This is a genomic window from Methylotenera sp. (assembly GCF_030653755.1).
Lineage (GTDB): Bacteria > Pseudomonadota > Gammaproteobacteria > Burkholderiales > Methylophilaceae > Methylotenera.
The window spans coordinates 1-22,762 of sequence record NZ_JAURYU010000008.1 but is presented as its reverse complement, the minus strand read 5'-3'; the positions used below and the strand labels follow the sequence as shown (position 1 = coordinate 22,762).

At 40.9% G+C, this 22,762-nt stretch carries 18 protein-coding genes and 2 tRNA genes; 14 read left to right on the top strand and 6 right to left on the bottom strand.

Annotated elements, in window-relative coordinates; translation table 11 throughout:
* Window positions 1-8 precede the first annotated feature (8 nt).
* The 5 genes from Q7U33_RS01345 (at window position 9) to Q7U33_RS01325 (ending at window position 4,571) form a co-directional block, all read left to right on the top strand.
* Window positions 9-452, top strand: coding sequence for a GatB/YqeY domain-containing protein (locus Q7U33_RS01345; RefSeq protein ID WP_304857751.1), 444 nt, complete (start codon window positions 9-11; stop codon window positions 450-452).
* A 125-nt stretch (window positions 453-577) separates the two neighbouring features.
* Window positions 578-2,317: a DNA primase gene (gene dnaG / locus Q7U33_RS01340; RefSeq protein ID WP_304857750.1), complete on the top strand. Its 1,740-nt coding sequence runs from the start codon at window positions 578-580 to the stop codon at window positions 2,315-2,317.
* A 93-nt stretch (window positions 2,318-2,410) separates the two neighbouring features.
* On the top strand, window positions 2,411-4,348 hold the full coding sequence (gene rpoD, locus Q7U33_RS01335; RefSeq protein WP_304857749.1) for an RNA polymerase sigma factor RpoD: 1,938 nt from the start codon (window positions 2,411-2,413) through the stop codon (window positions 4,346-4,348).
* A 26-nt stretch (window positions 4,349-4,374) separates the two neighbouring features.
* Window positions 4,375-4,453, top strand: a tRNA-Ile gene (locus tag Q7U33_RS01330).
* 44 nt (window positions 4,454-4,497) lie between these two features.
* A tRNA-Lys gene (locus Q7U33_RS01325) sits at window positions 4,498-4,571 on the top strand.
* Window positions 4,572-4,668: 97 nt separating this feature from the next.
* On the opposite strand, the gene Q7U33_RS01320 is transcribed toward Q7U33_RS01325, so the two are convergent.
* Window positions 4,669-5,349: an XRE family transcriptional regulator gene (locus Q7U33_RS01320; protein WP_304857748.1), complete on the bottom strand. Its 681-nt coding sequence runs from the start codon at window positions 5,347-5,349 to the stop codon at window positions 4,669-4,671.
* Window positions 5,350-5,746: 397 nt separating this feature from the next.
* Between Q7U33_RS01320 and Q7U33_RS01315 the strand changes: the two genes are divergently transcribed.
* Both Q7U33_RS01315 and Q7U33_RS01310 read left to right on the top strand, forming a co-directional pair.
* Entirely contained in the window at window positions 5,747-6,070 is a 324-nt protein-coding gene (locus tag Q7U33_RS01315) for a helix-turn-helix domain-containing protein (RefSeq protein WP_304857747.1), read from the top strand.
* Entirely contained in the window at window positions 6,054-7,325 is a 1,272-nt protein-coding gene (locus Q7U33_RS01310; RefSeq protein WP_304857746.1) for a type II toxin-antitoxin system HipA family toxin, read from the top strand. The genes Q7U33_RS01315 and Q7U33_RS01310 overlap by 17 nt, the downstream gene beginning before the upstream one ends.
* 590 nt (window positions 7,326-7,915) lie before the next feature.
* On the opposite strand, the gene Q7U33_RS01305 is transcribed toward Q7U33_RS01310, so the two are convergent.
* Both Q7U33_RS01305 and Q7U33_RS01300 read right to left on the bottom strand, forming a co-directional pair.
* Window positions 7,916-8,557 (bottom strand): PEP-CTERM sorting domain-containing protein, encoded by a 642-nt coding sequence (locus Q7U33_RS01305; RefSeq protein ID WP_304857745.1) that lies wholly within the window; start codon window positions 8,555-8,557, stop codon window positions 7,916-7,918.
* 256 nt (window positions 8,558-8,813) lie between these two features.
* Window positions 8,814-9,005 carry a Thivi_2564 family membrane protein gene (locus tag Q7U33_RS01300; RefSeq protein WP_304857744.1) on the bottom strand — a complete coding sequence of 64 codons (192 nt, stop codon included), beginning with the start codon at window positions 9,003-9,005 and terminating at the stop codon, window positions 8,814-8,816.
* Window positions 9,006-9,488: 483 nt separating this feature from the next.
* On the opposite strand from Q7U33_RS01300, the gene Q7U33_RS01295 reads away from it, so the two are divergent.
* The 6 genes from Q7U33_RS01295 (at window position 9,489) to Q7U33_RS01270 (ending at window position 16,619) form a co-directional block, all read left to right on the top strand.
* Entirely contained in the window at window positions 9,489-9,635 is a 147-nt protein-coding gene (locus tag Q7U33_RS01295; protein WP_304857743.1) for a hypothetical protein, read from the top strand.
* A 650-nt stretch (window positions 9,636-10,285) separates the two neighbouring features.
* Window positions 10,286-11,029 carry a Crp/Fnr family transcriptional regulator gene (locus Q7U33_RS01290; protein WP_304857742.1) on the top strand — a complete coding sequence of 248 codons (744 nt, stop codon included), beginning with the start codon at window positions 10,286-10,288 and terminating at the stop codon, window positions 11,027-11,029.
* A 316-nt stretch (window positions 11,030-11,345) separates the two neighbouring features.
* Window positions 11,346-11,900 carry a formaldehyde-activating enzyme gene (gene fae / locus Q7U33_RS01285; protein WP_304857741.1) on the top strand — a complete coding sequence of 185 codons (555 nt, stop codon included), beginning with the start codon at window positions 11,346-11,348 and terminating at the stop codon, window positions 11,898-11,900.
* Window positions 11,901-12,354: 454 nt separating this feature from the next.
* Complete coding sequence (locus tag Q7U33_RS01280; protein ID WP_304857740.1) at window positions 12,355-13,479, top strand: HD domain-containing phosphohydrolase; 1,125 nt, start codon at window positions 12,355-12,357, stop codon at window positions 13,477-13,479.
* A 262-nt stretch (window positions 13,480-13,741) separates the two neighbouring features.
* Window positions 13,742-15,274 (top strand): diguanylate cyclase domain-containing protein, encoded by a 1,533-nt coding sequence (locus Q7U33_RS01275; RefSeq protein WP_304857739.1) that lies wholly within the window; start codon window positions 13,742-13,744, stop codon window positions 15,272-15,274.
* Between the two features lie 220 nt (window positions 15,275-15,494).
* Window positions 15,495-16,619: an NDP-sugar synthase gene (locus Q7U33_RS01270; protein WP_304857738.1), complete on the top strand. Its 1,125-nt coding sequence runs from the start codon at window positions 15,495-15,497 to the stop codon at window positions 16,617-16,619.
* A gap of 95 nt (window positions 16,620-16,714) precedes the next feature.
* Here Q7U33_RS01270 and Q7U33_RS01265 read toward each other — a convergent pair whose 3' ends face one another.
* The 3 genes from Q7U33_RS01265 to pip form a co-directional block, all read right to left on the bottom strand.
* A complete protein-coding gene (locus Q7U33_RS01265; RefSeq protein WP_304857737.1) occupies window positions 16,715-18,244 on the bottom strand; it encodes a tetratricopeptide repeat protein in 1,530 nt (509 codons plus the stop codon).
* Window positions 18,245-18,292: 48 nt separating this feature from the next.
* Window positions 18,293-19,600, bottom strand: coding sequence for a YhjD/YihY/BrkB family envelope integrity protein (locus Q7U33_RS01260; RefSeq protein ID WP_304857736.1), 1,308 nt, complete (start codon window positions 19,598-19,600; stop codon window positions 18,293-18,295).
* Between the two features lie 179 nt (window positions 19,601-19,779).
* A complete protein-coding gene (gene pip, locus Q7U33_RS01255) occupies window positions 19,780-20,736 on the bottom strand; it encodes a prolyl aminopeptidase (RefSeq protein WP_304857735.1) in 957 nt (318 codons plus the stop codon).
* A 298-nt stretch (window positions 20,737-21,034) separates the two neighbouring features.
* Between pip and Q7U33_RS01250 the strand changes: the two genes are divergently transcribed.
* Window positions 21,035-22,762 (top strand): PQQ-dependent dehydrogenase, methanol/ethanol family (locus Q7U33_RS01250; protein WP_304857734.1); only part of this gene is annotated, 1,728 nt, incomplete at its 3' end.

The window sequence follows — 22,762 nt, the reverse complement described above, 5'->3', positions numbered from 1 at the left end:
TTATTAGCATGTCATTAAAAGCTCAGATTTCTGAGGACATGAAAACCGCAATGCGCGCTAAAGATAGCGTGCGTTTGGGTGCAATACGTTTATTACAAGCGGCTATTAAGCAGCGTGAAGTGGATGAACGTATTGAATTAGATGACGGCAATGTGATTGCTGTGATTGAAAAAATGCTCAAACAACGTCGGGATTCTATTGCTGCGTATGAGTCTGCTAATCGTCATGATTTAGCGGATGTAGAAAAGTTTGAAGTCACTGTACTGCAAACTTATTTACCACAGCAACTGACTGAAGATGAGATTAAAGCCATCTTAGAGAAGGTTGTAGTTGAGTCAGGCGCAGCTGGTATTAAAGACATGGGCAAAGTAATGGCTGAAATTAAGCCATTAGTTGCTGGTCGTGCTGATATGGGCAAAATATCTGGATTGATTAAAACTCGTCTAGGTTAACCTGTAACGATATATGCAAGTAGACATTACAAGGAGCGATAAGCTCCTTTTTTGTTTTTAAAAGATTGCGCTAGAATGGCTAGCAAATTCTATTAACGTAGTTATTTTTAGCTAAAACAGACACTTTGATCCCTGAAAGCTTTATTCAAGAACTACTTAATCGCGTTGATATTGTCGATGTGATTGATAAAAGCGTGCCGCTCAAAAAAGCTGGCGCCAATTACTCTGCCTGCTGTCCGTTTCATAATGAAAAATCCCCTAGTTTTACAGTAAGCCCTACTAAGCAGTTTTATCATTGCTTTGGTTGTGGTGCGCATGGTACTTCCATCGGTTTTATTATGGAGTATCAAGGGCTTAGTTTTGTTGATGCTATCCATGATCTAGCGAAAATGGTGGGTATGACTGTGCCGCAAGAAGTGCGTGACACTGATAAACCCGCCCCTAAGGTTGTGGTTGGTTTGCAGGATGCGTTGCAGCAGGCCGCTAATTTTTATAAAGCTGAGCTAAAGAAATCTCCGCGTGCCATTGAGTACTTGAAGGCGCGTGGATTAAGTGGTCAGGTGGCTGCCAAGTTTCAGGTTGGCTATGCGCCCGCAGGATGGCAGAATTTACAAAACGTCTTTCCGCATTATGAGAATGAGGCATTAACAGTGGCGGGCTTGGTTGTGGAGAATGAGCAAGGTCGCCGATATGACCGCTTTCGTGATCGCATCATGTTTCCTATTCATGATCAAAAAGGGCAGGTCATAGGCTTTGGTGGTCGTGTGATTAACCCAGAGGATACGCCTAAATATTACAATTCACCTGAAACGCCGTTGTTTCAAAAAGGGCACGAACTATACGGTCTGTTTTTGGCACGGCGAGCGATTCGCGATGCGGGTCGTGCTTTAGTGGTGGAAGGGTATATGGATGTGGTGGCGCTGGCGCAATATGGTATTGAGTATGCCGTGGCCGCGCTTGGTACGGCAACAACGCCTTACCATATTACAAAGTTGATGCGCCAGGCAGATGAAATTGTATTTTGTTTCGATGGCGACAATGCAGGCCGTACCGCCGCGTGGCGTGCGGCCATGAATGCTTTGCCAGCATTGACTGATGGCTTGAAGTTATCATTTTTATTTCTGCCTAAAGAGCATGATCCAGACTCTTACGTGCGTGAGTTTGGAAAAGAAAAGTTTGAGATTGAAATTAAATCGGCAATGCCGTTGTCTCAGTATATTCTGCAGCATTTAAGTGAGAGCAATGCACTGCAAAGTCAGGAGGATCGTGTACGTTTCCTGAATGAAGCTGAGCCTATTATGCAGCAGATTACTGCACCGCGCAGTGCAATGTATTTGCGCAAAAAAGTAGCTGAGTTAGCGCAGTTATCACCAGATGAAATGCAAGCCTTGTTAAAGCTACCCAATTTAAACAAGGCGCCCGTGCGAGCTAAGCCCAAACTCACACGCACAACGGTATCGCTACAAAAGCGCTTTGGGTTAATGTTGTTGATGCATCCTGCGCTGGCGCAAAAAGATGATTTGAATTTATTGGATGAACGAGACGATGCGGATGTTTTGTTACGGCAAGTGATTGAAATTTGCCTGATGCATCCCCATTCTAAGCCTGCGGTATTGTTACGTGAGTTGGAAAGAAATATTGATACTAACGCTTTGCAAGAGTTGCAGCGAGAGTTAACGCTGCTAGACGATACGCTCGATCAGGCGCAAGAGGTAGCAGGCGCTCGTCAACAGTTACAGGCAGTACGTACACAGCGAGAAGGCACATCATTACTGGCACGAATTAGTGAAAAGCCTTTGAGTGCCTTGACTGCCGATGAAATCGCACTATTGAAATCTGTTGGTAGTAAACCCCAGCCAAAATAAGGCTATATTCTGTTATAATGCACGGTTACGGTAATCTTATTCGCCATATGTGAAGTATGCATCATGGCAGAGCTAAAATTTTAGAGGTAAGACATGGCAAGACCAAAGAAAAGTGATCAACAAGCTGAAAAAAATGCAGAATATGAGGCTCGCCCAGAGCTGCAAGAGGTCAGCGCTGAAGAGCGTCGCATTCGTCTAAAAAGCTTAATCGTATTAGGTAAGGAGCGTGGCTACCTAACTTATGCTGAGATTAACGATCACTTGCCTGATGACGTTCAAGGCTCAGAGCAGATTGACGGCATCATCGGCATGATTAATGACATGGGTATTCAGGTGTACGAAGAAACGCCAGATGCAGAAGCGTTGTTAATGTCTGATGCGCCTCCAGCAGTCACTGATGATGACGCTGTTGAAGAAGCTGAGCAAGCACTTGCAACGGTAGATTCAGAGTTTGGCCGTACAACTGACCCTGTGCGTATGTATATGCGCGAAATGGGTACGGTTGATTTGCTCACACGCGAAAGCGAAATTGAGATTGCACGCCGTATTGAAGATGGTTTAAAACATATGGTGCAAGCGATTGCCGCTTGTCCTACTACAATTGCCGCTTTGCTAGAGATGGTAGATAAAGTTGAGCGAGATGAATTAAGCGTAGATGATTTAGTGGATGGCTTAATCGACGCGGACATTGGTTTAGATGATGCCATGACAGAAGAAACTCCAGAAGAGGAAGAGCCTGAGAGTGATGATGAGGAAGACGACGGCGATGAAGATGGTGCAAAAGCTGCCGCTATTTCTGCAGAAGCATTAGCTAAACTTAAAGAAGAGCTACTCAAACGATTTGAAGTAGTGCGTGCAGCGCACCAGAAAATGACAGTGATTTTGCCAGTTAAAGGTTCTCAAGACCCTGAATATCAAGCATTGTTGTCTGAAATTCTTGTTGAATTAACAGCATTCCGTTTTTCACCAAAACAAGTTGAAAGCTTATGTGATCAAGTGCGTGCTTTAGTTGAAGCTGTACGTGGACATGAGCGTAAAGTGCTGGACTTCTGCGTTGAAAAAGCAGGTATGCCACGTCCATACTTTATTAAATCATTCCCAGGTAATGAAAGTAACTTAAGCTGGCTAGAAGAAGAGCTTAAAGCTGACAAGCCATACAATGAAAAATTGGCGCGCTTTAACCACTCAATTTTAGACCAACAGCAACGTATTATTGATTTAGAAACCAAAGTGGGTATTTCAGCGAAGGAGCTGAAAGAAATCAACAAACAAATGACCACAGGCGAGGCGCGCGCGCGCCGTGCTAAACGTGAAATGATTGAAGCAAACTTACGTTTGGTGATTTCTATCGCTAAGAAATATACAAACCGTGGTTTGCAGTTCTTGGACTTGATTCAAGAGGGTAATATAGGCTTGATGAAAGCGGTTGATAAATTTGAATACCGTCGCGGTTTTAAATTCTCAACTTATGCAACGTGGTGGATCCGTCAGGCCATTACTCGTAGTATTGCCGACCAAGCACGTACTATCCGTATCCCTGTGCACATGATTGAAACGATTAATAAAATGAATCGTATCAGCCGCCAAATTCTGCAAGAAACTGGTGTTGAGCCAGATCCAGCATTACTTGCTGAAAAAATGGAAATGCCTGAAGACAAGATTCGTAAAATCTTGAAAATCAGTAAAGAACCAATTTCAATGGAAACGCCAATTGGCGATGATGAAGACTCTCACTTAGGTGACTTTATTGAAGACAGTACGACATTGGCACCAGTAGATGCCGCTGTTTATGCAAGCTTACGCGATGCAACAAGTGAAGTGCTAGAGTCACTAACACCACGTGAAGCAAAAGTATTACGTATGCGCTTTGGTATTGAAATGAACACAGACCATACGTTAGAAGAAGTAGGTAAGCAATTTGATGTAACGCGTGAGCGTATTAGACAAATTGAAGCGAAGGCGCTACGTAAGTTGCGTCATCCAACTCGTTCAGAAAGATTAAGAAGCTTCTTAGAAACTGGGCAAGATTAGTTTAAAATAACGACTTCAAAAGTTTAGGCCCCCTAGCTCATGCTTGGTTAGAGCAGCGGACTCATAATCCGTTGGTGCTGTGTTCGACTCACAGGGGGGCCACCATATAGAGAGACTCAAGGTTAACGCCTTGGGTCTTTTTTGTTTTGAGTGAGGTAAATTACTTTAAGATTGGTGGACTTTTAATCCGTTTGTCGTGGGTTCGATCCCCGCACACCTACCAAGATATATAAGGCTTAGTCAGAAATGGCTAAGCTTTTTTCTTTTGGGGTGGTTGCGTAGTAACCCTAATCTTATTAAGCTTCCAGATTAGTCTAAGATCAGCCAAACGATATTTCTCTGCTGACTGCCATACTTTCAGGCACCTTTCCGATTGGGCATGCGAGCATATAAATTATCATAAATGGAATAGGTTTCTTGTCTGCCGAGGCGCTACTGATAGATACGCGCCGCGTTGCATGGCATAGTTCGACCCCTAATGCCTTCAGCGCATCAATATTACCCTGAAAATCGACATACATATCGACCTTGTCATTGGCTGAATAATGTTCATGCACATCGCGGAAATCAGTAAATCTATCCTCAATCTCAGCAAGCAACCTGTCGGCTTCATTTGGTATGCCGTCCATAGACGTAAAAAGATGAGCTTGTGTTGTTTCAGCTAACTGAACTAACTGTTTTCCAGTCGTTAAAGCAACAGTTGCTAGCGTGATACGCTCTTGTTCGAAATCTTTTTTTTGCTTTTCAATTTCCTCCGCAGTTGGAATTAAGAACGGCTTATTGTAGGTATCTATATCTTCAAGGTTAAACGCTTTACCCAATGCTCGTCGTGAATCCGCACTAGCTCCTTTACCACCTTCAATACGTTGAATGGTTCGTGTGGTGAGGTCAGTCAGTTCGGTTAGCGTCTCTTGTGACCATTGATGAATCTTTCGCGTTAGTAAAATGACCGCGCCAAGTTCTTCGTTTGTAAGTAGGCGTGCACCAGTAGTAGTTTCCATTTAATGTCTCCCTTATCTAGTTAAGGTGACGCCATTTTTCTATAGGGAGCATTTTCACAACACGACACCTACACGACAGTAAAGCGACAATGAAAAAATAAAATAAATTAGAGTTGACCATATGCTATCTGATGGCTGGCACATTAGCTACTTTAATAAAATTAGGTGGGTATATGTTACCAAGCTGCACAAAACAAATCACAACTGCTTAAGAGAAAAATCTCTGAATTTTTTTAAAAAATAATCAAATGAAGTTCCCAGAGTATCGTAGACGTTTTTAGTCTCTGTTTTGTAACCTTTCAAAAATAATTGGGTGTAATACTCAATTATTATTACGGTATTGCATACCGATAAAACAGTGAATATAATAGATAAATACTTTTTTATCGGTATTTATATGCCTAAGAGAAAATCAGATAGCGTACCAGTACCCTTACCCGTTGAGCATTTGCTTGAGCAATGGGGAAAAGCGGTGCGCGCGCAGCGTCAATTGGCACAATTACCTATGCGTGATTTTGCTTATCGAATTAATGTCAGTCTTGATACTTTGCAGCGTTTAGAACGCGGCGAACCCTCTGTGCAGGCTAGCACTTATTTAAATGCGATGTTAGTGCTGGGTATTCTGGATGAGTTATGCATGACGCCAGGTAAAGAAATGGTAACTACAACACGTGTCAGAGTTCGCGCGAAGCAAAAGAGTGTAGATGATGATTACTTCTAGTGTCTATGTGCACTTGCAGCGACCAGATAATGGTGAATGGGTGACCGTTGGTCGATATGCTCTAAACCGTGCTGAGGCAGTTGGTGAGCGATCAATCGGTCAGTTTATCTATGCACCATCCTATCTCGACGCTGCTTATCCGTGGGTGATTGATCCTATTAACTTGCCTAGGCTGGATCATGTTATTTACGCGGCGCCACGGTATGAAGGTTTGACTGATGTACTGAGAGACATTAGTCCTGATGCTTGGGGTAAGTTGCTCATTCAGCGTGAATACAATTTAACGAATACTGCACATGAGTTTGATTATTTAGTACATGCCAGTAATGCGGATAGGTGGGGAGCTTTAACTGTAAGTAAGACTAAAAATCCCAATCCAGCTTTGGCATCCAGCCCAAAGCTAGCTAGATTAGATGAGTTGCTTGAAGAGTTGCAGCTCATGGCAGAGCAAAAAACCTCGAAATACCCAGAGTTAAGAAAACGCTTAATGAAGACACCCAGTCTGGGAGGTGCACGACCTAAAGCAACGGTGCAGGATAAAAGTGATTACTGGCTAGTTAAACCAACAATTGCCACTGATGTGACAAATACTGCTTTATTAGAGTATGCGGTGATGAGGTGGGGAGCACGTGCGCAGCTCAACATGGCTGAATGTAATTTATACCAAGACCACACACGTTGTGCTGTATTGATCAAACGCTTTGATAGAATTGGATCGCAGCGTCATATGGTAATAAGTGGCGCTTCACTACTTGAAACGGAATACCCAACAGGTAGAGATGCTAGAGGACAAAATCAGGCGCGTTGGAGCTATCCGCTACTTGCTCAAGCATTACGTAGAATCGGTGTGCCTCAAGTGGATTTAAATGAGTTGTTTGGCCGCATGATATTCAATGCCTTGTGCGGTAACGATGATGACCACCCAAGAAATCATGCTGTGATTTGGAAGCAACAAGAAAGTAAATGGCGTTTATCACCAGCGTTTGATGTTGTACCAAACATGAATGAATTACCACGGCAACTAGCCATGCAGCTTTCTGCAAATCGTTGGGATATACAACAAGATGCCTTATTGGCAGATTGGCGTTATTTTGGCTTTGATTCATTAGCGCAAGCCGAGCGCTATAAAAATCAAATGATGCAACAGATTGAATTAGCTACTGATGACTTAGAATCTGATGGATTACCTAGCGAGCAAGCTCAACTATTGCGATTGCGTATGAGTGCAGTGATACGGCAGCTAACGCACGACTAACACTCGGTAATTTAGGTACAAATTTGGTGCAGTGCTCAGTTTTTTAGGTAAATACAAATTATGCTAAGTTAGTGATATTAAAATTAATATTGGTTACGCGTAGTCAATGTGGATTTTCTATATTGATCAATAGTTTAGTGCGTTAGCAACCGACTTTTAATCCGTTGGAGCTGTGTTCGACTCAAAGGGGGCACCAATAATAAAAAGCAGTATGTTTCAAATCACCTCAAGACTCGCTTAAAAGCGGGTTTTTTCTTATGCAGCGAGCTTAATGACGAATCACTATAACTTTTACCTTCAATTTTATTTAAGAATTATTCAGGTATTTATTTCGATATCGCTAGCTTTTTCATGGCATATTCTTGTTTACTTTTATATTGCCTGTCATTGTTATCTCAAAGCAGCCCTTGTTGCAGTGTAATTAAGTGAGATTCGCGCTAACGTGCTAGTAAAGTTACTTTACGCATGTTAAAAAATGTACCGAATATAAAAAACGTTTATAAGCCAGATATTAAGAATGATTAAGGGGCTGAAGTAGATTAGTTTTAGCAGGTGTGGCAGATTTCGATACTTAACCGATTGAATCGCGACTAGTTTAATAAGGAAATTTTAACTGAAATGCGCTTTATTGTGGTTTTAGACCTCCCTTTTACACGCCAGCCAATCATACCTAGGCCTGTAAGCAACAATAAATAGGTTTCTGGCTCAGGTACGGCAACCATCGTGCCTATTGCCACTGCGCATTGTGGGCAATCATCCTGCGAAAAAATGCTGGGGTCCAGCGGGTCATTCAACCTTAAATAGCCTCTTTCCTTGAACGAAAGGCCAGAGTAAGTTCCAGGTGTACTTAAATCAAATGGCGAGATAATGCCGTCAATATTATTCGCGCTAACAGAAAAGTAAAACTCCCGATCTAGTACATTGTCTGTGTAGAGCATCTTGCTGAATTCTACATACGTTTGAGTGCCAGGCGCAAAATGGTAAAAGGTTGTTGCATCATCATAAAGCGTGCATTGGAGGCAGCTTGCGCCATAGTTGCTGAATATCTCAGCAGTGATGTTGTTAATCTCATAGGTGTCTGTGTTGAAATCAAAGCCACCTTTTACGTAGCCGTCGGTATAGATATAAGACGAACTATCCAACTCCCAATGGATAATAGCCGCATTAACTGTGAATGATAATGGGAGAGCAAATAGCACGCAACAGATAAACCTGATGTATCGACTCAACATGGCAACTCCTATTAAAGGGATATCAAGTCAGGATTAATGTACCCAAATCAGTTGATAGGTAATTTTCCTAGTTGCTAGTATTTTTAGTCAGTTAAATCAATCAGTCTGTACGGTAGCGTGCATTTGTATAGAGATGACGATAAATTCCTACAAAGGCTTAAACGATTAAGTGCGCATTAACTCTTTAAACTTACCGTTTAAGCCGAATGTGTAATAAATACCTGTTATTAATACCTCAAAGCCATGAATATCAATGCTAGAGGCGAATAGGCGGTAGGTAATTACCAGGAATAATGCCAAATACTGATAGCACAATAAGAATCAATAAGACGATAAATAGTACACGTACGATTTGTGCAACAGGGGCTGGTAAAGGTAGCATGCTAATTAGCCACCATATGAGTCCAAAAACGACTAAATAGACGATGAGATTGATGATTAAGTTCATTATTCCTCCAAATGTTAAAAATAGATGCATGCGACATGCATTAAGCAATTGAGTTTGCAATACACGTAACGCCCAAATCTATTAACGATTATCAAAAATAATATATTGCACTTCTGAGCGAGATTTTAATGTTACTTACATCACATATGCGTTTATGAATTAGCTGAAAATATTGAATTTATCCTAGAAATAGCCGTTTACTTCAATAAATATCTGCCCCTCTTAGTTTAGAAAATATTGAATTACTTCAATTAAGTACTCAATCTACTGTCATTTACATCGTCTGGTGATCTTGAACTGCTTGTTTTTAATCAATAAAAATAAATGATCTTTTGTGTGAGTTAGCCCACATAGATTTTTGACTAACCTTAATACAATCAGCGCATATCTAATCCAAGTTTAATACTTGGTTAAATTCACTAAGTTGAATTAAATAAAACCACTGGGGTAGTCTAACAAACAAGGTTAGGTGTCTACCAAACCGTGGGTAGTCCAATAGACTCATATCAAGTGTTTGGCTATTTTGAGTATGCACCCCAGCCATGGTTTGTACGGGACGCTATCACTGCTGGTGTCTACAAATATGATGGTAGCCGCTCAATTATCTTTCCAGGCATTCACCGCAACTGAGTGCTGATTATATTGGTAGCCAATATAATGGGCTGGTTGCAGTGGGTAAGCATTTTTATGTTAATGAAACGGTTATTACGCCGCTAGCTTCGTTACAGGCGTCGCGTATTAATGTAGATCGTTAGAATGAAAAAGGTGGTGGCGATGCAAATCTGCGTGTAGGTAGCCAAGACTATGACTTTGTACAATCTAGCTTGAGTGTAAAAGCCGAGCGTATGATACAAACAACTACTGGTATACTATCCCCAGAGGGGCATGCAAGATAGTTACATGATTTCAACTCAACCACTATGCATCAGAGCGTTGCGTTTGCAGGTGGTGGATCTGCCTTTAATATGCAAGGGATTAAGCAAAACCGAGATTTATATAATGTTGGTGCAGGATTTACTATGTCATATTGTAATTGCGAAGATAATGCTTGGTCAGTTAAAGGCCTATACGATTACCGATAGAACAATAGTGATTACTCATCACATCAAGTATCTTTGATCGCAAATTTAAAATTCTAAACACATAGCACACTGGTTTAGATATTTGACAACCCCTCCATTTTTTAAATGGGGGGGTTGTGCGTATGTGGCGCCAGTAGGTGGTACCGTAAGGTGTTGTCCTAGCCTTATTCACATTAGCAATTAATAGAGATATTCCGTATGACTAAGCAATTACAAGACCCGCGCCAGAATCTAATACTCGCATCCTTACCTACGGATGACTACGAACGCATACTGCCTGATTTAGAGCGTATTGAGATGCCAGTTGGTGCTGTTATTTCAGAAGCTGGTGACCATGTGAAATATTTATACTTTCCAACTAGTGGTATTGTTTCTCTGATGTATAGCTTAGAGAACGGCTCCTCTAGCGAGATTGCAATTGTCGGCAATGAGGGCATGATCGGCATTTCTATCTACATGGGCGGTGAAAGTATGCCAAGTAGTACCGAAGTACAATCAGAGGCTCAAGCTTATCGACTTAGCCGTAAAGTGATGAAGCGTGAATTTGCTTTAGGTGGTAAGTTACAACTCATTTCTTTGCTATATACACAAGCGCTCATTGCTCAAACATCTCAAACAGCCGTTTGTAATCAGCACCATGCACTAGATCAACAACTTTGTCGTTGGTTACTGATGAGCATCGATCGGCTACATGATGATAAGTTGGTCATCACACAAGGAATGATTGCAAAACTATTGGGTGTGACTCGCGAGAGTGTGAATATTTGTGCAAGTAATTTGCAAAAAGATGGTTTGATTAGTTATACACGTGGACAGATTGTTGTGCTCAATCGCGCTGGGCTAGAAAAGCGCGTATGCGAATGTTATGTAGCAGTCGTTAAAGAGTATGAACGCTTATTACCTAACATTAAAAAAACAACTCATAAATTTGGGCTCGAGTAAATCTAACTATGGAACATCAAAGCTGCAATTTACAATACTGAAAAACTGGGCTGATTTATCATCAGTTTTTAATAACTTTAGTATTTTGTCTAATTTCTTCTGTGCTTCAATCATAAGGATGTTGTAACGATATAGAGGGTAGAACTATCTGATTTTAGAATAGTCCTAATGGGTAAGGAGATAGCTTGAGGTGAGTGATTGAATTTGGTCGATAGCTACCTGAATGCTCCTGACTGCAATACTGATTGTAGCTAACGATAATTGATGATGAATCTTTCAATATGCTTACTGACAGCAGATATGAGAGAGGTTTATCATGAACACGATGAAAATCAACAAGGTATTTGTCGGCGAGGCCTTGTATGGTGAAGGCAATGAAGTTGCCCATGTCGACTTAATTATTGGTCCGCGCGGTAGTCCTGCTGAAGTGGCTTTCTGTAATACACTCACTAATCAAAAACGTGGCGTTAATGGTCTATTGGCAGTACTTGCGCCTAATATGATGGCTAAACCAGCCACAGTAATGTTTAATAAAGTGGATATCAAAAATGCTAAGCAGGCTGTGCAGATGTTTGGCCCTGCTCAGTGTGGCGTTGCACAGGCGGTGGCTGATAGCGTGAAGGAAGGTTTGATTCCAATTGATGAGGCAAATGATTTGTTCATTTGTGTAGGAGTGTTTATTCATTGGGATGCTGCTGATGATAATAAGATCCAGGATTGGAATTACGAGGCAACTAAACTTGCATTGAAGCGTGCAATAAACGAGCTACCTTTGCCAGAAGAGGTCCTTATGCAAAATGGAATGCTGCATCATCCATTGGCTGCTCATGATTATCAACAGGCGGCTTATGAGCTAAGGCGACGTGCCTAAATGTAGATGTTTTGTAAAACGTGATTGGGTAATTTTCCACAGCATCAGTGAGCAAGTTTCGAGCTTGTGTTATATTGCGTGGATGGTGAGTAGAGTGCCTACAAAATGATAGCGGTCTTAGTGTAACTTACTAGGTACAGTATTGTTAATGACGATGTTGATCTGTTTGAGGTCTTGGCTACTGCAAAGTAGCTATTTTTTTATGTATAAAACCTATGGTTAAACAATCCAATCAGCCCGATATCAATCACCTAGACACTAAGCAGTGCCTTAAATGTGCACATTATTTTATTACCTATGAGCCGCGCTTCCCTTATGGGTGCCGAGGGTTGAATTTTAGAAGTAGGCGACTTCCGTGTAATGACGTTTTTGAGGCGTCTGGTACAAACTGCCTGATGTTTTTAAGCAAACCAATTGCACCCTAGTTTTTACAGATCAATAATACCAAGAAGATATGAAGAAAAATCAAATACTTGATGTAACAAGACATGGCGACACTTTAAATAAACGTTTGAGACATCTGCATGAAAGAATGCTGGAGTCTGTGCCTGTGGTAGATCGTATTGGCTGTGCAATTTATGATGCAAAAGAAGATATGTTGAAAACTTTTGTGAATAGTACTAGGCAAGGCGTGCCGATTTCAGGCTATGAAATTAAGTTATCTGATAGCTTGTCCCTATCAGATATAGCGCTGAGCGGAAGTCCTCGCGTCATTGATTCTATTCAAGAATCAATCAAACCAAGTAATCAGCATTCAACTTGGCTACTAGAACAGGGTTATCAATCATCGTTTACCATTCCAATGTATGACCAAGGTGTGCTTTTAGGGTTCTTATTTTTTGACTCGCTAGCATATGCAGCGTTTACCCCTCAAACGCAGCGCGATTTATTATTGTTTTCTAGTTTGATTAATATGACGTTATCCACTGAGATGACGGCATTACGTACAGTAGTTGCTTCTGTTGAAATGGCGAAAGAGTTGACAAACCTGAGAGATTTCGAGACTGGTGCGCATATCGAAAGAATGGCACGTTACTCGAGAGTCATTGCAAAGGGAATGGCAAGTAAGATTGGCTTGACCGATGAGTTTGTTGAACATGTTTATCTCTTTGCGCCACTGCATGATATTGGCAAGATAGGCATTCCTGACAAAATACTATTAAAAGAGGGAAGACTAGATCCTGATGAGAAAAAAATCATGCAAACGCATGTGGAAAAAGGCATTGAGATTATTGAAAAAATCCTAGGGGACTTTAATTTACAGCAACTTGCTGAATCTAAGGTAATGCGTAATATTGTGGCGTTTCATCACGAGTTGATGGATGGCTCAGGCTATCCTAAAGGAATCACAGGTGATGCTATCCCCATTGAGGGTAGAATTGTTACGACGGCAGATGTGTTAGATGCATTGGTGAGTAGTCGGCCATATAAAGTGGGCTGGTCACTAGATGATGCATTTGCCGAATTAACGCGTATGGTAGACATTGGCAAGTTAGATGCAGATTGTGTTGGTGTCGTATTAGAGCAACGTTCAGAAATACAGGAGATTGTGAATAATTATCAGGATATACATCATTAGAAGATGTTTGCTGATGCCCAGGATGTTGGATATATTTGCGTTGTAATAAGTCATTAGTTGCTTTTGTTGATGCTTGTGATAAGTGAGTTGATGCACACGTTAGGGTGATTGCAAAACTATCTTGCCACGCGGATACTAGTTTTCAGGTGCTGTAAGACTAACGTAGTATTGTATGTGCATCTTTTATTTTTCAAAGAGGTGCATACATCGTGTTTGCAACTTTTCACAAACATTGTCTTAAATGTTGATTTGTTAGCGGGATATGATGAACGCTAAGTTAAATTCCATTAAACCAATTTCAACCCTGGCTATCTTCATAGCACTAGTGGTGTGGATGTCACTTTGCTTGATGGCGCTGTGGGCGGTCGTCAATCTCAATCTTCGCGATGCTGAAAGAAACTTCACTGAACATGGTGAGGACTATGTAGATAAGCTCAATAGAGGTATGGTGAGTAGCGAAACTGTTCTGAAAGGCTTTTCTGCTCTCTTCGCGGCTATTGGTAATACTGATCCTGAAAAACTATCGGTGTATGTCAAAAGTGTAATCGACACTAATGATCAGATTTTTGCGCTAGAAGTCATACAGAAGGTACCCAGACAACAGCTTGAAGATTTTATTCTAAGCAAACGGCTTAGTGGAAATCCGCACTTCACGGTTAAATCTTACTCTTTTGATCACCGGCGTGGATGGAAGGCTCTGCAAGATAAGCCGATATATTATCCTGTTATTTATATGGAATATCCCTCTGCAAATTCAGAAGAAATTTTAGGATTGGATGTTTCCAGTGTTCCATTTTTGGAAACAGCAATATTGCAAGCAATTAGTCTTAAAAGTCCTGTGGCGAGCCATCCGTTCCGATTAATTCAAGGAAATCTTGCCTATGTAGTGGTCTGCCCGATAAAGTCTGAAGACACTATGATCGTTGATATGATTATTGATGTAGACAAGCTACAGAGGCCTAGTGCCAATTTGTTGCGAGATGGCTTTAGTGCAGTTGTTTATCATAAAGACTTTACGCCGCAAGATCATAAAGGTCAGCTATTTGCAGTCTCTGCACGTGGCAGGAGTGCCATTGAAGAAGCAATTTTTCCAGTGTTTAGTCTACAAAAATCGTTGGCAACTATGGGAGAGCCCTTTTCTGTCTTAATGACGAGACAAGCTGGTTGGACTGACCTGAGTTTAAAGCTGATAGCATTAATAGCATCATTGTCGTTTGTATCCTCGGCGATTTTGTATATTTATTTACGCTCAATTCAACGCGGACGACTTGAACATATCAACCATCAAAATCTTTTATGGAAACTTGCTAACCAAGATACATTAACTGGAATTCCTAATCGTATGCTAATGTTAGATCGGCTCGAGCAAGCGCTAGCAATCAGTGATCGAAGCGGTCATTATGGGGCCGTGATATTTTTAGATATCGACAACTTCAAAGCGCTTAATGATACTAAGGGGCATGATGCGGGAGATTTACTTTTAATAGAAGTCGCCAAGAGGATTAAGCTCTGTCTTCGTGATGTTGATACGGTGGCGCGTCTAGGCGGTGATGAGTTTATCGTTATTTTAAGTGAGCTAGGTACTGAGCTCGAAGAGTCAAATGCTACCGCCACGCAGGTTGCTGATAAGATTCGCACGATAGTAGAACAACCTTGTAAGCTTCAATTGTTTGATTATCAAACAACGGTGAGCATCGGTATTACGTTGTTTAAAGGGAATGAAAAAACCATTAATCAACTGCTAAAATCGGCCGATGCAGCTATGTACAAGCAAAAGGCAATGCATCACCATTGATTTAAGTCCATTGAGTTAAGTAACTCCTGATTCAAATCAGCAAAAACAGTCCATTTCCCCCTTCCATTTTTATTGATTTCGCTATGCCGACGAACATAACCGCCGAGTGATGAGCTATTGATTTACATGTGTTGGTTGCCGACAGACAAAACATGTCACATTGTGGTATTTTAGGCATAATTACACTTGTTAAATAATCTAAAGATAAATTAAGAATAATATGAAAGCAATGATACTAGGTGCTGGTAAGGGTACAAGAGTCCAGCCGATAACGCATGAAATTCCTAAGCCAATGATTCCTTTGGTGAGGAAACCTGTCATGGAGTATCTGATTGAATTGCTTAAAAAGCATGGTGTTGATCAGATTATGGTGAATACTAGCCACTTAGCGCCAATTATCGAGAATTATTTTAGAGATGGCGAGCAATTCGGCGTGAGCATGGCCTATTCTTACGAAGGTTATGTCGAGTCTGGTGTTGCCATCAGTTCGCCAGTGGGCTCTGCAGGGGGTATGAAAAAAATTCAGGATTTCTCAGGATTTTTTGATGAGACATTTATTGTGCTCTGCGGTGATGCTTGGATTGATTTAGATATTAGTAAGGCGTTAGAGATACACCGTAAGAAAAATGCAATTGCCAGTGTGATTATTCGAGAGGTGCCGAACGAAGAGGTGTTTAAATACGGCATCGTTGCCCTAGATGAAGATGATCGCATCTTGCAGTTCCAAGAAAAGCCAGATCCAAAGGATGCAATTTCAAATCTAGCCAACACAGGTATTTATATCTTTGAGCCAGAGATTTTTAACTATATTCCATCAGGTGTTGCTTATGATATTGGTGGGGAATTATTCCCCAAGCTTGCACAAGAAAACCTACCCTTTATCGGTATAAATTTACCTTTTCAATGGCTAGATATTGGTAACGTGCAAGATGTTTGGACAGTCACTAGTCAGATATTAAATGGTGAAGTGAAAGGCTTTAAGATGCCTGGTCGAGAGGTTAGACCAGGTGTGCACGTGGGTATTAACTTAAGTGTTGATTTTGATCAGGTGAACATTACCCCCCCAGTTTATATCGGCGGCAGCACTAAAATTGAAGCTGGTGCCACAATTGTGGGCCCCGCAGTATTAGGTGCGAGCTGTGTGGTCGAGGCTGGCGCTGTGATTAAGAACTGTATCGTGGAAGATTACACACGATTGACAAGTCAGGCCAATTTAGAAGGTAAGATTATTTTTGGTAGCAAGTGTATTGACCCGATCATGGATACACAGGTAGATATTGCTGAGGCACGTTTAGAGTTTATGATTGAAGACGCCCGTAAGCTTGTTGAGTCTGAAGAAAGCTAGCTTAAGCGGCTGGTGGCGCATACTTTCATCGACTTATGGCCTATTAGACTAATAGTGCTCAGTCGGCGAAAGTATACGGTTCTTATTTAAAAATCCTAGTAGTTTGATCGTCTAAAAATCTCACCTTGTGGTTTTAAATCAAAGGCAATACATATGCGCTCTTCATTTGAGTTAAATGGGATAGTGCGATGAAATAGTGATGATGGGAACAGCACAATATCGCCCACATTCGGTGATGCAACCCCTACAGGAAAGTCATCATGTTTTTGTGGATAATTGTCACCGTGCAAGCCATATTCAAAACAGCCTTCTAATGGGTCTTTTTTGTCTTTGGGCAATACCAAATAAACAGCGCCACTAATCCAGCCAACTTCATGAATATGCCGATCTACATAACCAGCACGACGTAATCGCACATACCACGAGCTGGTGAATTCAAGCTCGTCAGGAAATGACTTAATCAGCTCGCAATCAGCGCCTGCGAAACGATTTTTATAATGAATAAACTCTTGTTTAACTAGCTCACCTAATTTTCTAAATGAAGCTTCTGGGCGTTTAAATAAATTACCAGCAGATTGTTTGCCGTTAATAATCATACCCTGTGCGCGTACTTCAATCGCCGTATTGTCTATATCATTGAGTAGGTCTTTCAGAAACTGGCTGTTAGGTTCGGCAAGTTCTGTGATGCTATTTTGGTAAACAAAATCAAAGCCATTTTTACAAAAGTTATAGTGATCTTCTACGCCAAAGTTGCGTGCATAGTGCGAGGATAATGTGGCTAAAAATGGTGCGTCATGTTTTTTATGCGTGCGTACAATTTCATCTAACTTTGTTTTAAAAGTATCAAAGTGCTCTGCTTTGTAGGTGCAGTATAAAGCGCGTTCTTGCCAATCATCTAAATGCGACCGCTCAAAATAATCAACGGCTTCATCAAAACGGTTAGCAAGGTATAGAAACTCGCCCATATTGTAATTAGCGCCAGCATGGTCTGGATTGAGTTTTAGCGTGTCTAGATAACTTTTAACCGCGTCTTCCATATTGCCTTGGTCGCGCAAGCACTCGCCTAAGTAATTGTGTGCGTCAGCATAGTTGGGGAACATGCGAATCGCATGTTTGAAATGTTGAATTGCGTCATCTAGTTTGCCTTGATCACGTAATGCTGTTCCTATATTGAAGTGACCACGTGCATCTTCGTGAATATTGAGTGCAGTCTGGTAGTTCTTGATAGCATCTTCCAATAACCCTTGCTTTTGCAGTAGCGTCCCTAAGTTACCGTACGCTTCAAAAAAATTTGGTTGCAGTGAAATAGCCTGCTGATAGTGATGACTAGCTTCTTTTAGGTTCCCAAGCTTAGAAAGCGCAATACCTAAATTGAAATGCAGGTCGGGCGTATTGGGTTGAATGGATAACGCTTTTTTATAACTTTCAATGGCCGCTTCAGGTTTAGATAAACTATCTTGAGAAATACCTAAAATTTGATACAAGATAAAGGTGTTAGGGTAGCGTGCCACAAGTTTCTTTGCTGCTTGTTCGGCTTCTGCTAGCATCCCTGAGTTAAATAATTGCAGGACAGGTTGCATTTCCAATTGGCTGGGTTGTGGAGAGTATGGTGCTTGCTTTGCCATGGTTAGTCCTAAAAGTGTATCAAAACTCGTATGTTGTTAATCTAATAATTATTCATCTTGCTGTTGTAGGCGCGCTGCCATTTTTCTTAAAAACTTCATTGCTACTTTAGGTTCATCTAATAAAAGTGTTTCAATATTATCAGTATCCATTGTAATGACTTCTGCATTAATTGAGCCCACTCTGGCTTCAGCGATTGTTGGCGTATTTGATAGCATTGCCATTTCGCCAAAATATTCGCCAGCATGAACGGTACGTAATACTTTATTTTGCTTAATTATTTTCACCTCACCTGAGACTAAGTAGTACAGGTGGCTTGTGGCTTCGCCATGTTTAAAGATAATGTCATTTTTCTCATATATCTTTCCATAGCGTTGCATGAGTTTCTTCACGTAGTGAGATTCTGTAGTCACACTACGCTCTGGTGACTCACTAAAAAGCCCTTTCAGTAAAAGGACATCTTTTTTTCTTAATGTTGCAATAAGCTCTGTGCCGAGTAAAAACACTGCAAAGTTTACATATAGCCAAGTAATAGAAATGAAAAGATTTTTCATACTCCCGAACACTGACCCATAAGACTCATTCATGGATAAAAACAAGGTAAAAGCTGGCCGCATCAGTAGCCAAAGTAATGCTGTAAACAAAGCGCCAATTAAAATATGCTTAATATATAGGCGTGCAGGAAAGAATACAAAGTAAAAGATACTGATTAGTAAGGTGGTAAGGCATAAAGACATTAAAGTCGCTAGTATTTCATATTCTAAATATTGGCTACTTGCACCCAGAAAAATAATCACTTTCTCTAGCATTAGCCCTGCGAATGTGAATACAAAAAACAGTAATAGCATGCCAATAATGGCAAAAATGTCTTTCACTTTTCTTTTGATAAACGATGGCGCTTCAACTAAGCTAGCAATGCTATAAAAAGCTGCGCGCATTGCCCCAGCCAAAGGGGTTACTGTCCAAATTAGCACAAAAAGGCCTAACGCACCCCATGCCGCTTGGTGCCTTGCTGTGCTGTACACTTCAGTCATGATGGAGTTGCTTAACTCAGGAATCAAATTACTGGTAATAATAGCAAGCTTAACAATTGCATAGTCCGAGCTGAAAATAAGCTGGCTAAACAGAAAAAACATCAGCAAAACTAAAGGAATTAATGCAAACATTGCATAAAAGGATAATGAGGCAGATAAGCTTAGTGCATTGTGCCGCTGGAAAGCTTTAAACATTTCATGAAATACAAATAATGGCGTGTTGTATCTTTGGTTGGCATAAACCTCTTTTGGCATGTTAATAGCCTTGCGCATATTGTCGCGCAAGGCTAAGTTAGATTTCGGGCTGAAAGTTATTTTCTTCATACTGAGGTGCTGGATACTACGAAATTTAAAATTACACCCTTATGAACAGACATCATGTACAAATAGTTGTTTGTTGGCATTGTGTTATGGCAACCTCTGTGTGCGCTACTACCATAAAGGATAAGTAACAATGACTATTAATAATCTTAGCATTAACCTTTCTCATGATGATGCTAGCGCTAGCCTAAATTTTTAAACTTTTCCGTCGCTGCGACTAATGCTGAGGTTGTGCCTGACTCCATTGCTGAATGTCCCGCATCATCAACTAAGTAAAAATCTGCATGAGGCATTGCACGTTTAAGTTCCCAGGCGGTGATTGGGGGGCACACCATATCGTAGCGACCTTGCACAATGACAATTGGAATATGCGATAGTTGAGCATTTGCCTCAGCAAGTAAATCGCGTCCACCTACAAAGCATTGGTGCTGTATATAATGAATCTGCACTCTAGCTCGCGCTAGCTCAACCGAGCCGTTAATTGTTTGCTCACTCGCTGGTCTAGGTAGCAAAGTCATAATACTACTTTCAAACTGATTCCATTGAATTGCAGCAGGAATACTAATTGCAGTGTCGTCAGAGAAAATGAGTTTTTCGTAAGCCTTGATAGGATTATCTCTTGATCCAGTAGGTAAGAACTCACACAGCGCTTCCCATGGTTCTGGGTAAAAAGCTTTTACATCATTTAAAAACCAATTGAGTTCAGAGTTGCGACTTAAAAAGATACCGCGCAAAATTAATCCTGATACATGTTGTGAGTGTTTTAACGCATAAGCAATACCTAATGTACTGCCCCATGACCCACCAAACACTAACCATTGATCAATCCCAAGGTATGTCCGAATTAAATCAATATCATTAACTAAATCATCTGTTGTATTGTTAACAGTGGATCCTAGCGGTTTGCTGCGGCCGCAGCCTCTCTGGTCGATGAGGATGATTTTATAGTAATTAGGATCGAAAAAACGCCTTTGTGTAGGATTGCATCCGCTGCCAGGGCCGCCATGTAAAAAAACAACAGGCATACCATCAGGATTTCCACAAACCTCGTAGTAAATGTCATGCAAATCATCAACTTTAATCATACTTTCTTTAAATGTATCAATTTCAGGATACAAATTGTAGAGATTGGTTTGCATGGAGGTAAGTTTCTTTCTATTTGATTTTAAAGGATATTATAATTTTCTTGTATTGGTTGGTACGGCGCTACGCAATGGTTTTATGTATTAAGTGTGACTATGTTAAGTTAATTGTAAATAAATTGTAAATAATGTATTGCAATTCATGATTTACTGGTTTATAGTTCTGTCCATGCACAGAAAGTGTGCTGCAAATAGATTCAAAAAACGAGTGAAAATTTTGAGGAACATCAAAAATTCATTAGTTATATTATGAATCTATTTATATAACCTTAGTAGTTTAACTTTGGAGATTAATATGCAAATCAATAAAATCAAGTTAGCACTTGGCTTGGTAGCAGGTATGGCTATGCCTTTAGTGGCATCAGCAGCTGCAGATCAAGAAGCAGCAATGAAAGATTCGAACAACTGGGCTCACCCACGTGGTCAGCACAACAATCAAGGTTACAGCGCTTTGTCACAAGTGAACAAAGGCAATGTTAAAAACCTTAAAGCAGCTTGGACATTCGCTACTGGTGTAAACCGTGGTCACGAAGGTTCACCAGTTGTAGTTGGTAACATGATGTATGTACATACAGCATTCCCAAACAACGTATATGCTTTAGATTTAGACAACAACCAAAAAATCGTTTGGTCATATTTCCCTAAACAAGATCCATCAGTACAAGCTGTATTGTGCTGTGACAACGTTTCACGTGGTCTTGGTTTCGGTGATGGTAAAATCTACTTACAACAAAACGATGGCAACTTAGTAGCTTTAGACGCTAAAACTGGTGCTAAAGTTTGGTCAACATTGATCAACGATCCAAAAGTTGGCGCTACAAACACTAACGCTCCACACGTAATTAAAGACAAAGTATTAACAGGTTGTTCAGGTGCTGAGTTCGGCGTACGTTGCTTTATCGCTGCATACAACATCAAAGACGGTTCTTTGGCTTGGAAAGCATACTCAACAGGTCCTGATGCTGAAATGTTAATCGGTGCAGACTTCAACAAAGATACACCTGAGTACAGTGCATTGTCAGTTTACCAAGACGTAAACGGCGGCAACAAAGAAGGCGGTTCTTTCAAAAAACTACCTAACGACCAATTGAAAATTGGCGAAAAAGAACTTGGTACACGCACATGGTTGAAACCACAAGCAGTTAAAGATGGTTGGCAACATGGTGGTGGCTCTGTATGGGGCTGGTGGCCGTATGATGCACGTACAAACTTAGTTTACTACGGAACAGGTAACCCATCAGTTTGGAACCCAGATGTACGTCCAGGTGACAACAAATGGTCAATGACTATTTTTGCTCGTGATTTAGATACTGGTATGGCAAAATGGGCGATGCAAAAAACACCGCATGATGAGTGGGATTACGATGGTATTAACGAAGTAATTTTATTTGACAAAGGTGGTAAAACTTACGCATGGCATCATGACCGTAACGGCTTTGCTTACACATGGCATGCTGGTACAGGTAAATTGCAAGCAGCAGAGAAAGTTCACCCTTTCGTAAACTGGGCAACTGATGTTGACATGAAAACTGGTGTACCAAACAAATTGGCATCAGCTTCTACTCACCAAGATTACAATGCTAAAGGCATCTGCCCAGCTGCATTGGGTACAAAAGACCAACAACCAGCTGCATACTCACCAAAAACTGGTTTGATGTACTCTCCACTGAATCACGTATGTATGACATACGAGCCAGTTGAGTCTAAATACGTTGCTGGTCAACCATGGGTTGGTGCAACATTAACAATGTTCCCAGGTCCTGACGGTGTTATGGGTGGTTTCGCTGCTTATGATCCAATGACTAACAAAAAAGTATGGTACAACAAAGAGAAATTCTCAGCTTGGGGCGGTGCTTTAACTACTGCTACTGACTTAGTGTTCTACGGTACTTTAGATCGTTGGTTCAAAGCTGTTGATGCTAAATCAGGTAAAGAACTTTGGAAATTCCAAGTTGGTTCTGGCGTGATTGGTAATGCATTCACATACGGTCACAAAGGTAAACAACACGTTGGCGTGCTATCA